This window comes from Hydrogenophaga sp., from assembly GCF_035481345.1.
Taxonomy (GTDB): domain Bacteria; phylum Pseudomonadota; class Gammaproteobacteria; order Burkholderiales; family Burkholderiaceae_C; genus Hydrogenophaga.
Genome location: NZ_DATIGV010000131.1, coordinates 14,719 through 28,250, shown reverse-complemented (window position 1 = coordinate 28,250; position 13,532 = coordinate 14,719). Strand labels below are relative to the sequence as shown.

17 protein-coding genes are annotated in these 13,532 nt (G+C 68.3%); 4 read left to right on the top strand and 13 right to left on the bottom strand.

Going from position 1 to position 13,532, the window contains the following annotated elements; all coding sequences use genetic code 11:
• Positions 1 to 5: 5 nt before the first annotated feature.
• The 10 genes from flgJ to flgB all read right to left on the bottom strand — a co-directional run bounded on the left by flgJ (position 6) and on the right by flgB (position 8,538).
• Positions 6 to 857: a flagellar assembly peptidoglycan hydrolase FlgJ gene (flgJ, locus tag VLG41_RS14505; RefSeq protein ID WP_325350106.1), complete on the bottom strand. Its 852-nt coding sequence runs from the start codon at positions 855 to 857 to the stop codon at positions 6 to 8.
• Positions 858 to 862: 5 nt separating this feature from the next.
• Positions 863 to 1,978, bottom strand: coding sequence for a flagellar basal body P-ring protein FlgI (locus VLG41_RS14500; RefSeq protein WP_414652498.1), 1,116 nt, complete (start codon positions 1,976 to 1,978; stop codon positions 863 to 865).
• Between the two features lie 55 nt (positions 1,979 to 2,033).
• Entirely contained in the window at positions 2,034 to 2,726 is a 693-nt protein-coding gene (locus VLG41_RS14495) for a flagellar basal body L-ring protein FlgH (protein WP_325350105.1), read from the bottom strand.
• A 119-nt stretch (positions 2,727 to 2,845) separates the two neighbouring features.
• On the bottom strand, positions 2,846 to 3,628 hold the full coding sequence (gene flgG, locus VLG41_RS14490) for a flagellar basal-body rod protein FlgG (RefSeq protein ID WP_325350104.1): 783 nt from the start codon (positions 3,626 to 3,628) through the stop codon (positions 2,846 to 2,848).
• Between the two features lie 26 nt (positions 3,629 to 3,654).
• Positions 3,655 to 4,392, bottom strand: coding sequence for a flagellar basal-body rod protein FlgF (flgF, locus tag VLG41_RS14485; protein ID WP_325350103.1), 738 nt, complete (start codon positions 4,390 to 4,392; stop codon positions 3,655 to 3,657).
• Between the two features lie 183 nt (positions 4,393 to 4,575).
• Positions 4,576 to 5,640, bottom strand: coding sequence for a DUF6891 domain-containing protein (locus tag VLG41_RS14480; protein WP_325350102.1), 1,065 nt, complete (start codon positions 5,638 to 5,640; stop codon positions 4,576 to 4,578).
• A gap of 154 nt (positions 5,641 to 5,794) precedes the next feature.
• The gene (gene flgE, locus VLG41_RS14475; protein ID WP_325350101.1) at positions 5,795 to 7,009 is read right to left on the bottom strand and encodes a flagellar hook protein FlgE; all 1,215 of its coding nucleotides are present in this window, start codon (positions 7,007 to 7,009) and stop codon (positions 5,795 to 5,797) included.
• A gap of 29 nt (positions 7,010 to 7,038) precedes the next feature.
• A complete protein-coding gene (locus VLG41_RS14470; RefSeq protein WP_325350100.1) occupies positions 7,039 to 7,701 on the bottom strand; it encodes a flagellar hook assembly protein FlgD in 663 nt (220 codons plus the stop codon).
• Between the two features lie 22 nt (positions 7,702 to 7,723).
• Positions 7,724 to 8,128 carry a flagellar basal body rod protein FlgC gene (flgC, locus tag VLG41_RS14465; protein WP_325350099.1) on the bottom strand — a complete coding sequence of 135 codons (405 nt, stop codon included), beginning with the start codon at positions 8,126 to 8,128 and terminating at the stop codon, positions 7,724 to 7,726.
• Positions 8,129 to 8,139: 11 nt separating this feature from the next.
• Positions 8,140 to 8,538, bottom strand: coding sequence for a flagellar basal body rod protein FlgB (gene flgB, locus VLG41_RS14460; RefSeq protein ID WP_325350098.1), 399 nt, complete (start codon positions 8,536 to 8,538; stop codon positions 8,140 to 8,142).
• 191 nt (positions 8,539 to 8,729) lie between these two features.
• Between flgB and flgA the strand changes: the two genes are divergently transcribed.
• The 3 genes from flgA (at position 8,730) to VLG41_RS14445 (ending at position 10,231) form a co-directional block, all read left to right on the top strand.
• Positions 8,730 to 9,455, top strand: coding sequence for a flagellar basal body P-ring formation chaperone FlgA (gene flgA / locus VLG41_RS14455; RefSeq protein ID WP_325350097.1), 726 nt, complete (start codon positions 8,730 to 8,732; stop codon positions 9,453 to 9,455).
• 124 nt (positions 9,456 to 9,579) lie between these two features.
• Complete coding sequence (flgM, locus tag VLG41_RS14450; protein ID WP_009520051.1) at positions 9,580 to 9,885, top strand: flagellar biosynthesis anti-sigma factor FlgM; 306 nt, start codon at positions 9,580 to 9,582, stop codon at positions 9,883 to 9,885.
• Positions 9,886 to 9,889: 4 nt separating this feature from the next.
• On the top strand, positions 9,890 to 10,231 hold the full coding sequence (locus VLG41_RS14445) for a hypothetical protein (protein ID WP_325350096.1): 342 nt from the start codon (positions 9,890 to 9,892) through the stop codon (positions 10,229 to 10,231).
• 24 nt (positions 10,232 to 10,255) lie between these two features.
• Here VLG41_RS14445 and VLG41_RS14440 read toward each other — a convergent pair whose 3' ends face one another.
• Together VLG41_RS14440 and VLG41_RS14435 are read right to left on the bottom strand one after the other, a co-directional pair.
• Positions 10,256 to 11,365: an acyltransferase gene (locus tag VLG41_RS14440; RefSeq protein ID WP_325350095.1), complete on the bottom strand. Its 1,110-nt coding sequence runs from the start codon at positions 11,363 to 11,365 to the stop codon at positions 10,256 to 10,258.
• Between the two features lie 125 nt (positions 11,366 to 11,490).
• Positions 11,491 to 11,898: a VOC family protein gene (locus VLG41_RS14435; protein ID WP_325350094.1), complete on the bottom strand. Its 408-nt coding sequence runs from the start codon at positions 11,896 to 11,898 to the stop codon at positions 11,491 to 11,493.
• A 168-nt stretch (positions 11,899 to 12,066) separates the two neighbouring features.
• Between VLG41_RS14435 and VLG41_RS14430 the strand changes: the two genes are divergently transcribed.
• Positions 12,067 to 12,804, top strand: coding sequence for a hypothetical protein (locus tag VLG41_RS14430; protein WP_325350093.1), 738 nt, complete (start codon positions 12,067 to 12,069; stop codon positions 12,802 to 12,804).
• 7 nt (positions 12,805 to 12,811) lie between these two features.
• Here VLG41_RS14430 and VLG41_RS14425 read toward each other — a convergent pair whose 3' ends face one another.
• On the bottom strand, positions 12,812 to 13,531 hold the full coding sequence (locus VLG41_RS14425) for an RNA polymerase sigma factor FliA (RefSeq protein WP_325350092.1): 720 nt from the start codon (positions 13,529 to 13,531) through the stop codon (positions 12,812 to 12,814).
• Position 13,532 lies beyond the last annotated feature (1 nt).

Genomic DNA, 13,532 nt, shown 5'->3' with positions numbered 1-13,532 from the left:
CTCCCTCAGCCTTGTGCGCGCTGCAGACTCAGCGTCGTGTTGATCGCCCGGCCGAGCTTCTCGGCGTAGGACGGGTCGGTGGCGTAACCGGCGCGCTGCAGGCCCTTGGCGAAGCCCTGCACCGAGTGCAGTTGCTCCATCACGCCCTCGTAGCGCGGGCTGTTGCCGATCAGGCGCGCGTAGTCGCGAAACGAGTCCTCGTAGGAGTCGTAGGCGCGGAACTTCGCCGTCACCTTGCGCGGCTCGCCGTCGATGTATTCGGTGGTGGTGATCTCGGCGACCTTGCCGGTCCAGCCGCCCGTGGCCTTGATGCCGAACAGGTTGTGCGCGGGCGAGCCGTCGGCGTGGCGGATCTCGCCGCGGCCCCAGCCGCTCTCGTGCCCGGCCTGGCCCAGCATGAAGGCGGCGGGAATGCCCGACTCGCGCGCCACGGCCTGCGCGGCGGCGCCGTGCTTCGACACGAAGGCCGTCTGGCGTTCGCCCGCACTGGCGCGGCCCACGGTGCTGGGCGTGGCGCTGCCGGGCAGGGGCTCGGCGCCGGCACCACCATTGGCGATGCGGCCGGCGAGCTGGCGCTCGATGGCCTCGGACAGCCCGCCTGGCAGGCCGGTGAGCTGCTGCGCGAACTGCTGGTCCAGCAGGTCGGTGCCCAGGTTCTCGCCCTCGCTGTCCAGCATGCCGCTCTTGGCGGTCGCCTCGCGCATGCTTTTGAGGAGCTCGCGCATGAACAGGGCTTCGAACTGCTTGGCGGCTTCCTTGAGCGCGGCCTTGCTGTCCGTCGAGCCCTTGAGCGCGTTGAGCGCGTTCGGGTCGGCGGCCAGGCCGGTGGGCGGGGTGAAGCTGCTGCTGCCGATCATGGCCGTCAGATGATTTCGAGCTCGGCGTTGAGCGCGCCGGACGCCTTGATGGCCTGCAGGATGGCGATCAGGTCCTGCGGCGTGGCGCCCAGGGTGTTGAGCGCCTTGACCACTTCGCTGAGCTGCGCGGCCGGGCCCATGTGGATGAGCGAGCCCTTGTCCTGGCTGATCTGTATGTTGGCCTGCTCGCGCACCACCGTCTCGCCACCGGAGAAGGGCGCGGGCTGGCTGATGACGGGCGTGCTGCTCACGCTGACCGAGAGGTTGCCGTGCGCCACGGCCACGGGGCCGAGCGTGACGGCCTGGTTCATGACGATGGAGCCGGTGCGTGCGTTGATCACCACCTTCGCGCTGGGCACGCTGGATTCGATGCGCACCTCTTCGACGCGCGCCAGGAAGGCCACGCGCTGCGAGGGATCGGCGGGCGCGTTCAGGCGCACCACGCGGCCGTCGATGGCGCTGGCGGTGCCGGCGCCCAGGGCCTTGTTGATGGCGTCGGTGACGCGGCTGGCGGTCTGGAAGTCGTTGCTGTTGAGGCCCAGGTCCAGCGTGCCGCCCGCGTGCAGCGGCGTGGGCACCGCGCGCTCGACCTGGCCGCCGCCGGGAATGCGGCCCGCGCTCAGGTGGTTGATCTGCACCTTGCTGCCGCCGGCCGCGGCGCCCGCGCCACCGACCATGAGGTTGCCCTGCGCGAGCGCGTAGATCTCGCCGTCGGCGCCGCGCAGCGGCGTGACGATGAGCGTGCCGCCGCGCAGCGACTTGGCATTGCCCATGGAAGAGACCGTGACGTCGATGGCCTGGCCCGGCTGCGCGAAGGGCGGCAGCTCGGCCGTGACCATGACGGCGGCCACGTTCTTCAACTGCGGGTTCGCGCCGGGCGGCAGCGTCAGCCCGTACTGCTGAAGGAAGTTGGCCAGGCTCTGCCCGGTGTAAGGCATCTGCGTGGTCTGGTCGCCGGAGCCGTCCAGGCCCACCACCAGGCCGTAGCCGGTGAGCATGTTGCTGCGCACCCCCTGCACCGCGGCGATCTCCTTCACACGCACGCTTTGCGCGGCGGCGGAAAAGCTCGCCAACGCGCAGCAGATCAGCATCAAGTTGCGCAGGCAGTGGACGATAGTCATGTCAAAGGCACCAGGAACGAACAAGGGAAGCGGTTCGCCCCATTGTGGGTAGGGGTCAGAACGGCAGAACGCTCAAAAAGAAGCGCGCCAACCAGCCAATTGACATGGCTTCACCCTGCGCGCCACGGTTGCGCGACTCGATGCGCGCGTCGGCGACCTGGGTGGAGGCCACCACATTGCCCGGTCGGATGTGGCGCGGATCGACCGTGCCGGAGAAGCGCATCACGTCCACGTTGGCGTTCACGCCGATCTGCTTCTCGCCCACCACGCGCAGGTGGCCGTTGGGCAGCACCTCCTGCACCGTGGCGGTGATGGAGCCGGTGAAGGTGTTGTTGCTCGTGGTGCGGCCATCGCCCGAGAAGTTGTTCTCGCTCTGCGCGCCAAGGTTGGCCTTGTTCCAGGGCGCGGAGCCCCCGAACAGCGGGATCGCGTCGATGCTGGCCGAGGCGTCCGCGCTGCGCTCGATCGAGGCCGAGGAGCTCTGGCTCGCGCTCACCCGTTCGGTGATCTGGATGGTGAGCGTGTCGCCTGGCAGCCGCGCGCGCGGGTCTTCGAATGCAGGGCGGTAGGTGACGGGGCGAAACAGGCTGCCGGTGGGCGCCGGCGCCACCGCGGGCGCCTGCTGCACGTACTGGATGGGCTGCGCCGGCACCAGCTCGACCTGCGGTTCGTTGCGCAGGGTCTGGCAGCCGCTGACCAGCAGAGCCAGGCCAAGCGTGAGGGCTGAGGAGACAAGACGATGGAACATCGCACTTCCTTTCGAATGCCGACCCGCGACTCAGAGGTGCCGCGGGACCGGCTTTGCCGGGCCGCAGGCGCCGCCCCCTTGAGGGGAAGCCGCGCTGCGGCGCGGGGGTGTTGACGTATTCACAGCTGCGACAGCTTCTGCAGCATCTGGTCCGAGGTCTGGATGGCCTTCGAGTTCACTTCGTAGGCGCGCTGCGTCTTGATCATGTCCACCAGTTCCTGCACCACGTTCACGTTGGAGGCTTCGGTGTAGCCCTGCATGAGGTGGCCCATGCCGGTGGCGCCAGGCGCCGAGGCGATGGGCGCGCCCGAGGCCACGCTCTCGCGGTAGAGGTTCTGTCCCAGCGGCTCCAGGCCCGGGGGATTGATGAAGTTGGCGAGCTCGATCTGGCCCACCTGCTGCGGCTGGGTCTGGCCCGCGAGCTTGGCGCTGACGATGCCATCGGCCGAGATGGTGACGCTCTCGGTCTCGGCCGGCAGGGTGATGCCCGCGGTGAGCGGCAAGCCGCTGTTGGTGACCAGGCGGCCCTGGGCGTCGATCTGGAAGCTGCCGTCGCGCGTGTAGCCGGTGGTGCCGTCGGGCATTTCGATCTGGAAGAAGCCGCCACCGTTGATGGCCACGTCCAGCGCGCGGCCCGACTGCTGCGGCGTGCCCTGCGTGAAGTTGCGGCTGGTGGCCACGGTGCGCACGCCCAGGCCGATCTGCAGACCGGTGGGCAGCTCGGCCTGTTCGGCCGCGTTGGCCCCGACCTGGCGCAGGTTCTGGTACATGAGGTCTTCAAACACCGCGGTCGAGCGCTTGAAGCCATTGGTGCTCACGTTGGCCAGGTTGTGCGAGATGACGTCGAGCTGGGTCTGCTGCGCGGTCATGCCGGTGGCGGCGGTCATCAGGGAATTGATCATGGTCTTGTCCTCTGCGGTCTGGCGGATCAGCCGTTGGCGCTGAGCAGTTGCGAGGCGCTGCGGTCGTTGCCCTCGCCGTTCTGCAGCATGCGCATCTGGTACTCGAACTGGCGCGAGGCCGCGATCATTCCGACCATGGCCTCGACCGGATTGACGTTGGAGCCTTCGAGCGCGCCGTCGTGCAGGCGCGCCACTTCGCTGTTGGGCAGCGGGTTGCCCTCGGGGCCGCGGAACAGGCCGTCCTCGCCGCGCTTGAGCGGGGTGTCGGCGTCGGGCACCACCATCTTCAGGCGGCCCGCCACCTGGCCAGGCTCATTGCCCACGCGCGTGCTGACGGTGCCGTCGGCAGCGATGTCCACGCGCGCGTTCTCGGGAATCACGATGGGGCCGCCATCGCCCAACATGGGCAGGCCGCTGGCGCTGACCAGCGTGCCTTCGGCGTTCACCTGCAGCGCGCCGGCGCGCGTGTAGGCCTCGGTGCCGTCCAGGCCCTGCACGGCGAACCAGGCGTCGCCCTGCGCGGCAATGTCCAGGCTGCGGCCGGTCTGCTGGATGGAGCCCGGCAGGCTGGAATGGCCGGCCGTGGCTTCGAGCGCGAAGACGCGCGTGCTGGCGCCGTCACCCCGGATGGGCACGGCGCGGAAGGTGGAGAGCTCCGCGCGAAAGCCGGTGGTGGAGACGTTCGCCAGGTTGTTCGACAGCACCTGCTGGCGGTGCGCCGCCGCGCTGGCGCCCGTCATGGCGGTGTAGATGAAGCGGTCCAACCCAAATCCTTTCGCTCGCCGCTCGCGCCAGCAGCGCTGGCCATGAGGACTTGGAAAGGATTGTGAAAATTCTTGAGGGGGGGCAATGCCCGGAACAGCGTGGGTCGCGCCGTTCAATTCCTCGCTTCAGCGCCCCAGCGGTGGGGGCCGGCGGGCGGCGCGTGGGCCGCCCGGGGGGCGTCGTCACACCGGCGTGCGGCGCTGCCAGCGCAGGGCGGGCAGGTCGATGCGGGTGTTGGCACTGCCGTTCCATTCGGTCTTGAGGCCGTGCTGCTGCAACGTCTCGCAGATCAAGTGCGCGACGCGCAGTGTCTGGGCCTCATCGTTGGCCTCGACGCCGCTGAAGGCGATCCGCAGGCCCTCGCCCTGGAGCGCGCGATCCATGTCCTGGCTGTGGAAGAAGCAAACGCCCCAGTAGTGGTCTTCGGCCACACCGGCCGCGCAAGCTTCGTCGATCGCGTCCCAGACGGCCTGCTCGCCCTCTGCCATGGTGTTGCCGGCCCAATGCACGGCGCAAATGCCTTGCTCGTGCAGCCTTTCGAAGGCTTGATGGAGGCGATCGACGTCGGTGACCTGGGGCCAAAGCGCCTCGGCGGCGCGCTTGCGGGCCAGCGCGCGCACGGCGAAGGCCTTGATCCACGGGAGGTCGAAGCCATCGCCCGCGGCGTGGTTCTCATCGATCCAGCGATTGATGCTCTCGAAGCTGCAGTAGCCGTACCACAGCCATTCGCTGACCAGGCCGCGCTGCGTGTCCGTGGCGTCGTCGACGTATTCGTCCATGTCCTCGCCCTCGTACACGGGGTTGGCCGGGCGATCGGGATAGTCCACCTTGTCACCCGTTCCGATGGCGCCGACCCCGGTGATCGCCTGCTTCTCCTCGAAGTGCTTCTTGCCATAGCGGCGCACCCCGATCTGGCGCAGATCCGCGTCGAAGCACAGGAAGCGGTCCTTGCCCCAGGGCAGCAGCTCCTTGCGCCCATGCACGTCGATGTCATCGCCCGACGCCAGGTAGGCGCCCCCGCTGATCATGAAGCGGCCATCGTGGGCGGCCGCGAGCGCGAGGCACTCGCGCAGCACGCGGTCGATGGTGGCGGCATCGGGCGCCTGGCGGATGAAGTACACGTTGACCGTGTATGACTTCTCGTGCGGCAGGAAGTGGAAGTACTGGACCTTGGCGCCCAGGCGCTGCGCGGGGGGGAACGGCAGGTCGACGTCGGTGAGAAACGAGGAGGGCGTGGTGTCGGTCATGGGGCGATGGACGCAGTGGCGGGGCCGGCCATGCTAGCCACGCCGCGCGCGGCGCGCACTCGTCCTGTTGCCGGAGACCAACCGCTACTGCGGATGCGGCATTGCCTCGCTCACGGCGAAGGTGGTACCGCTTTCGCCTCTCCTCTGCAGGGCTTCAACGCATGTTCAGCAGCGTGCTCAGCACCTGGTCCTGCGTCTTGATGGTCTGCGCGTTGGCCTGGTAGGCGCGCTGCGCGGTCATCATGTTCACCAGCTCGGCGGTGATGTCGACGTTGGAGTCCTCGGTGGCGCCCGCGCGCAGCGCGCCGAAGTTGCCGGTGCCCGGTTCGCCGCGCAGCGGGTCGCCCGAGGCGTAGGTGGCCGTCCAGTTGCCGCCACCGGTGGGCTGCAGGCCTTGCGCGTTGCGGAAGTTCACCAGCGCGATCTGGCCGGCCGCGCGCGTCTCGCCGTTGGAGTACTGGCCGGTGATGACACCGTTCTCGCCGATCTTCAGGCCCAGGAACTGGCCGGGACGGTAGCCATCGGGGTCGAGCTCGGTCACGCCGAACGCGGTGCCGGTCTGGGTGACGTTGACGAAGTCGAGGGTGACCGGGAAGGTCAGCGTCGGGTCATTCGGCGAGGCGACCGTCAGCGGCGGGATCACCGTGGCCGGGTCGAGCGCGCCGTTGTCATCGAAGGTCAGCGTGAACGGCGTTGACAGGGCGGGGTCGGCACCGTTGACGCCGGTGTAGACCTCCCAGGTGTTGTTGCCCACCTTGCGGAAGGCCATGGACACGGGGATCTCCAGGCCTTGGTCGTCGAAGGCCACGAAGGACGTGCCATAAGCGGACAGCGGCGTGGGTGGCGTCACGCTGTTCCACACCGGGGCGCGCGCGTCCAGGTTGAACTCGGCCGTGACGTTGGTGGTGCGCTGCGCGGGAATGGGCGCGCTGGTGGGCAGCGTGAGCGGCACCGTGTCGAAGCTCAGGCGGTTGCCCTCGGGGTCCGTGGGGTAGCCCATGAGCTGCGCGCCCTGATGGTTGACGATCTGCCCCTGGTCGTTGAGCTTGAACATGCCAGCGCGGCTGTAGGCCGTGCTGCCGTTGGGCATGGTGAGCTCGAAGAAGCCGGCGCCGTTGATGGCCACGTCCAGGTCGTTGCCGGTGATGGTGATGTTGCCCTGGGTGAAGCTCTGCGTGACGGCCGCGACCGACACGCCGATGCCCATGTTGACGCCGCCCGCCGCGTTGACCGAGCTCGCGTAGACCTCGGCGAACTCGGCGCGCGAGGACTTCATGCCCACCGTGTTGCCGTTGGCGATGTTGTGGCCGATCACGTCGAGGTTCTTGCTCGCGCTGTTCAGGCCGGAGAGTCCTTGCTGGAATGCCATGGTGTGTCCTTGCGTTTCGAAGTCGCGGGTTACATGAACGTGGTGATCTTGTCGTAGCCGACCGTGCTGCCGTTCTGCAGCTGCAGTTGCATCTGGCCGTCCTTCATGCCGACGGAGGTCACCGTGAGGCGGCTGTACATGAACGAGCCCACGGGCGCGTTGCCGTTGGAGGCGCGCACGCGGTAGCTGGCCACGTCGTTGGGGTTGAAATCACTGCCGTCCCAGTTGAAGGAGTGCTGACCCGCGGTGAGCGCGCCGAAGTCCAGGGTGTCGATCACCTGGCCGGCCTTGTCGAGCACGTCGACCTGCACGCTGTCGGCGGGCGAATCGATGCGGAACGCGGCCTTGCCGACCGTGCCGTCGAAGCCGAAGGTCTTGCCCTCCACCAGGGCCTCGCGGCCGATCAGCGACAGGCCCTGCAGGTTCTGCATGGCCGTGAACTGCGTGGCCATGCCCTTGAGCGTGGTGTTGAGCGACTCGATGCCCGCGACGGTGTTGATCTGCGTCATCTGCGTCGTCATCTGCGCGTTGTCCATGGGGTTCATCGGGTCCTGGTTGTTCAGCTGCGCGACAAGCAGCTTGAGGAACCGGTCCTGCGTGGCCTCTGCACCGGTGGCGGTGGTGCCGGACTTGGTGGACGCGCCCGGCGTGTTGCCCAGGGCGGAGAGATCGAACGGGTTGGAAAACATCATGGCAAGGTGCCCCTGTGTGGAATCACTGGCCCATCTGCAGCGTCTTCAGCAGCAGGCTCTTGGCGGTGTTCATCACCTCGACGTTGTTCTGGTACGAACGCGAGGCCGAAATCATGTTGACCATCTCCTCCACCGGGTTGACGTTGGAGTGCGTCACGTAGCCCTCGGCGTCGGCGCTGGGGTGCAAAGGGTCGTGCACGCGGCGGCCGGGCGCCTCGCTCTCGGTGATGGTCTGCACCTTCACCCCGGCGCTGCCGGCGTCGCCCATGGCCACGGTCTGGAAGTGGATGTGGCGCGACTTGTAGGCCTGGCCATCGGGCCCGGCCACGGCGTCGGCGTTGGCCAGGTTGCTGGCCACCACGTTCAGGCGCTGCTGCTGCGCGCTGATGGCGCTGCCCGAGACGTTGAAGATATTGAACATCGACATCGTGGACTTCCTTATTGCCCGGTGATCGCGGACAGCATGGTTTTGACGTGCCCGTTGATGAAGCGCAGCGTGGACTCGTAGCGGATGGTGTTGTCCACGAAGTTGGCGCGCTCGCGGTCGAGGTCGACCGAGTTGCCGTCCTGCGACGGCTGGGTCTGCACGGTGTAGGCGAGCTTGGGATCGCCCGCGTGCGCGCCGACGCTGCGGAAATGGCGCGCGTCGGTGGTGACGGCCTGGCCCGTGCCGCCGCCGCTGGCGCTCTTGAGCGCGGCGGCGAAATCGAAGTCGCGCGCGACGTAGCCCGGTGTGTCGGCGTTGGCGATGTTGCTGGCCAGCACCTGCTGCCGTTGCGATCGCAGCGTGAGCGCCTGGGCGTGGAAGTCCAGCCGGCCGGTCATCTGTTCGAGCATGCGCACCCCCTGGCGTGCGGTTGTCGTGGCCGGCCCGGGAACATGCCCGGACCGGGGCGTGGACGAATTGTCAAAAGACTTGAGGAAGGGATAAGCGCGGAACAGCGGCAGCCAGGGCCGGCATTTCACGGCTTAGCCCGTGCGTGGGGCGGCCTACAGTGGTCGCCGTGAACCTGTCACCGGAGCCCGCCATGAACCGCCCCGCCCTTCGCCTGCTGCTCACCGTTGCCTTCGGCCTGGCGCTGCTGGGCGCGGTCGCGAGCGCGCGCGCCAACGACAACAGCGGCCTTGAGCAGCTGGCGCGCGATTTCCTGCAGCCCGCCGTGGACCAGGCCCTGACCGAGCAAGCGGGCATGCCGCTTCGCGCCGAGGTGGTGATGGGTTCGCTGGACAACCGACTGCGCCTGGCGCCGTGCAGGGCCATCGAGCCGTTCCTGCCGCCCAACGGCCGCCTCTGGGGCCGCAGCCGCGTGGGCCTGCGCTGCGTGGACGGCCCGACCCGCTGGGCCGTCTACTTCCCCGTCACGGTGCAGGCTTTCGGGCCGGCCTGGGTGCTCAAGACACCGGTGCAATCCGGCGAGACCCTCACTCAAGAACACGCCGAGCGCGCCGAAGTGGACTGGGCGGCCCACCCATCGATGGTGCTGGCCCTGCCCGAGCGCTGGGTCGGCCAGCAGGCGGCCTACGCGCTCACGCCGGGCCAGGTCATCCGCGAGAACATGGTGCGCGCGCCCCAGGCCTTCGAGGCCGGCACGCCGGTGAAGGTGAGCGCGGGCGGCCCCGGTTTCGCCATCACGGTGATCGGCCAGGCGCTGAACGCCGGCCTGGTGGGCCAGAGCGCGCGCGTGCGCCTGCCCAGCGGCAAGGTGGTCAGCGGTCAGGTGCGGGCCGATCAGGTGGTGGAGGTGCCCCTCTGAGCGTGTGCTCACCGGGCGTCTCGACCGATGAACGGCAAAATAACCGCCTCAAAACACTAAAGTTCCAGGGATCGAGGTCGATACAACGTGCACAGGACCCTGCCATCAGGGTTTGGAGCGTGACATGAAAGTCGATTCGTCAACGGATTCCTACATCGGCTCGGTGGCCGGTGGCCCCGCCAAGGCGCCCGTCGCCCAGGGCGAAGCCGTGGCCAAGCCCGCCGCCGGCGCGCCGCAACCCGGCGTGACCGTGACCCTGTCCTCGGCCGCCGCCGTGGGCGGTGCCTCGGACAGCGCGGTGTTCAACGCCGAGAAGGTGGCCGCCGTGAAGCAGGCCATCGCCGACGGCACCTTCCAGGTCAACCCGGAAGCCATCGCCGACAAGCTCCTGGCCAACGCGGCCGAGATGCTCAACGCCGGCCGAGGCTGAAGCCATGACCGAGGCCCGCGCCCAGCACCCCTGGATCGCGCTGCTGCACGAGCGGCTTGATGCCCTGGAGCGCGCGCTGCTGCAGGGCGACGCCCCGGGCGCGGAACTGGCCAGCGGCGCGGTGCAGGCCGCGCTGCAGCAGGCCCCGCGCACCCTTGAACTGAAAGACGGCCACACGCAGGACCTGCACGCGGCCGCCCAGCGTTTCACCCAACTGCGCGCCGCCACCCTGCGCGCCGCCGCGCTCAACGAGCGCGCCCTGGGCAGCCTCTTGCCCGACCACCTGCAAAAGCCCACCTACCAAGGCCTGGGCAAGCCGGGCGCGCGCCGCTACGCGGGCGCCTGAACCTTCTTCCCGTCAGTTTCTCGGTCAGAGCGTCGAGGCCACCGCCTCGCGCGGCCTGGCCGTCTCGCGCGCGAGAGAGAACGGCCGCTCCACCGCAAGGAACAGCGCCGCCGAGGGCAGCAGCGTGAGGCCGAACATTACGGGCATCAGGGCCCAGAAGAACCAAGAGTCGAACACCGCGCGCGGCATCAGCACCGACATCGCCAGGAACGCCGCCTTCAGCGCGAGCCCGTGGATCAGGTAGTACGAGTAGCTCATGTTGCCGAGCCAGCGCATCGGTGACCAGGAGAACAGGCGCGCCAACGGGGCCAGCGGCGTGCGAAAGCAGGCCAGGCACACCAGAAAGAAGCTCAGGCACAGCATCAGGGTGCTGAGCGAGCCTCCCATGGGGCCCTCCCAGGGCAACAGGGTGCCCAGCAGGCCCGCCACCAGGGCAAGCCCGCCCGCCGCCGCCGAGGGCGTGGGCACGCGCGGCGCGTTCATGGCCTCGTGCAGCAGGATGCCCGCGATGAACAGCGCCAGGCGCACGTGGCCGCCGGCCAGGGCGCACCACACCAGCAGGGCCGCGCCGGCCGCGGCGAAGAACACGGCGCGCCAGGCCGCGCTGCGCTCGCGCAGGCCCAGGGCGCCGATCACCAGCGGGATCACCAGGTAATAGAAGAGCTCGTAGCTGAGCGACCAGGCCACGGTGATCATGGGCTCGATGGGAAACAGGCCGGGCAGCAGCAGGAAGTTCTGCAGCAGGTAGACCAGGGCCTCACCGGTGTCCGCCGGGATCTTGCTCTCGGCCGGGAACAGGAAGGACAGCGCCACGTACAGCACGAACACCACCGTGAAGGCCGGGTACAGGCGCTCGATGCGCCGCGCCATGAAGCGCGCGAAGGGCTGGCGCCGCGCGATCAACGAGCCGTAGATGAGGTAGCCGCTGAGCACGAAGAACAGGTCGACCCCGGTGTTGCCCACGGTGTGCAGGGCCTCGGCCAGCTGCCGCACCGAGGCGTCGGTGTCCAGCCAGTGCTCGACCAGGGTGGCGTAGTGCACCAGGAACACGAGGAAGACCGCGAAGCCTCGCAGGCCTTCCATGGGCCGCACGTTGTGGGCGCTGCCGCGCGACAGCTCGAAGCACTGGCTCATCCAAGGCATGGGATCCCGATCGCGTCCGTCAGAACGATGGGCGCGATTGCATCAGCATTCGCCCGGCGGCAGCAGGCGCACTTCCCCCAGGGGAGGGGACACGCCCGCGACGAACGTGAAATACCTCACGCGCGCGGCGGCCCCTTGAGTTCGACCACGTTGCCCTCCGGATCGTCCAGGTAGATCGACGGCCCCTCGCCCTCGGCACCGTAGCGCTGCTCCACCGGCCCGGCCTCCACGCCGTGGCGGGCCAGTTGCGCGCGGATCAACACCTCGTCAAAGGGCTCCACGCGCAGGCAGAAGTGGTCGAGGTTGCGCCCCTCGCGCCCGGGCGGTGCACCGCCGGCGCGGCCCAGCGGGCCATCGACCGGCACCAGGTCGATCAGCGCATGGCCCGCGCGCAGTTGCAGCAGCCCGATGTCGGTTTGCCGCCGCTCGACGGTGCAGCCCAGCGCCTCGCAATAGAAGCGTTGCATGCGGTCGAGGTCAACGACGCGCAGGACCAGGTGATCGAGGGTGAGGGGGCGGAACATGCGGCCTCCTGGGCGTTGGGGGGGCGTGGCCATTGTGTTGCCGGCGGCTCTTATCACCAAATGCGCGTGAGCGAAGAGAAAGGGTGCAGGCGCAACATTCATGGCGGAGGGACTACTCAGCGGCCGGCGCAAACGCCAGCCTCAGGTTCCCCCATCGAATCCACGCTCATGATTTCAACCAGTCCCCGCCCCATCAAAAAAATCGAACAACTCGGCACATTCCTGGAAGCGCCCACGCTCCCGAGCTTTCTCGAACCGTCGCCCGGCCGGTCTTGTGAAATGCACCGCGTCGGTGCCGAGCGCCAGGCCGACGGCAGCTACAAGCTCTTCACGCGGTCGCCCTCCGAGCAGCACAAGCACATACAAAAAAACCACTTGCCGGAGTTCCTGGACGAGATGTTCGGCGAACTGAAAGGCGGCAACGGCCATGCGGTGCACAACATGCGCCGCCTGATGCGCCAATGGAAACCAGACGGTTACATGCCACGGGTTGCGGAACTGCGCGAGGCCAACGCGGCCTTGCACGCGGAATTCAACGCGGTCAGGCCTCCCGTTTCGGAGTTCCAGTTGCGCACCCGTGCACGGTACACGTCCGAGCGGTTCGCGGCGGCGCTTAGGGAGGAGCTGGACGCGTTGTCCACCAACGATCCGCGACGCAATGATCTTGCGTCAGCGGGCGACCAGTTGGCGCAGATGCTGTTTCAGCCGCATGCCACGCTTTCGCTGAAAGGCATTTCGCCCGACACGCTGGATCTGCTGATCACCAATGGACTGATGGACCGCTTCGCCGTCCTGCGCGATGGGATCGATCCGGCACCGGAGCAACTGATCCTGCCGGCTGACGCGATCCATTTGCACGATCGACTGCCGGAGTATCTCGCTGCCTGCCCCCTGGTGCTTGGCTGACCGCCGCTCAATGCTCGCGCAGCTTCGAGCGCAGCCGCGCGATCGACTGGCTGTGCAGCTGGCACACGCGCGATTCGGTCACGCCGAGCACGGCGGCGATTTCCTTGAGGTTCATGTCGTGCTCGTAGTACATGCTCATGATGTGCTGCTCGCGCTCGGGCAGGGTCTTGATGGCCTCCACCAGCGCCATGCGCATGCGGTGGTCCATGAGCATGGCCGACGGGTCGGCCTCGTGGTCACCCATGTGGCGGTCCAGGAAGCCGTCCTCGTCGTCGCCCGCGCCACCGCCGATGTCCTCCAGGTACACGAGCTGGGTGCCGCGCACCTTGGCCAGCAGGGTCTGGTAGTCGGCCAGCGTCAGGCCCATCTCGGCGGCGATCTCGCTCTCGCGCGGCGGGCGGTGCAGCTTTTGCTGCAGGCGGTGCACGGCCTGTTCGATGTCCTTCTGGCTCTTGCGCGAGCCGCGGCTCATCCAGTCGCCGTCGCGCAGCTCGTCGATCATCGCGCCGCGGATGCGCTGGCTGGCGAAGGTTTCGAACTGCACGCCCTGCGACGGCTCGTAGCGCGCGATCGCCTCCGTCAAGCCGATCATGCCGACCTGGATCAGGTCATCGAGCTCCACGCTCGGGGGCAGCTTGGCGATCATGTGATGCGCCAGGCGACGGACCAGGGGGCTGTACTTGCGCAGCTGGTCCTCGCGGTTGAGCGTGCCTTTGGCGGTGTACATC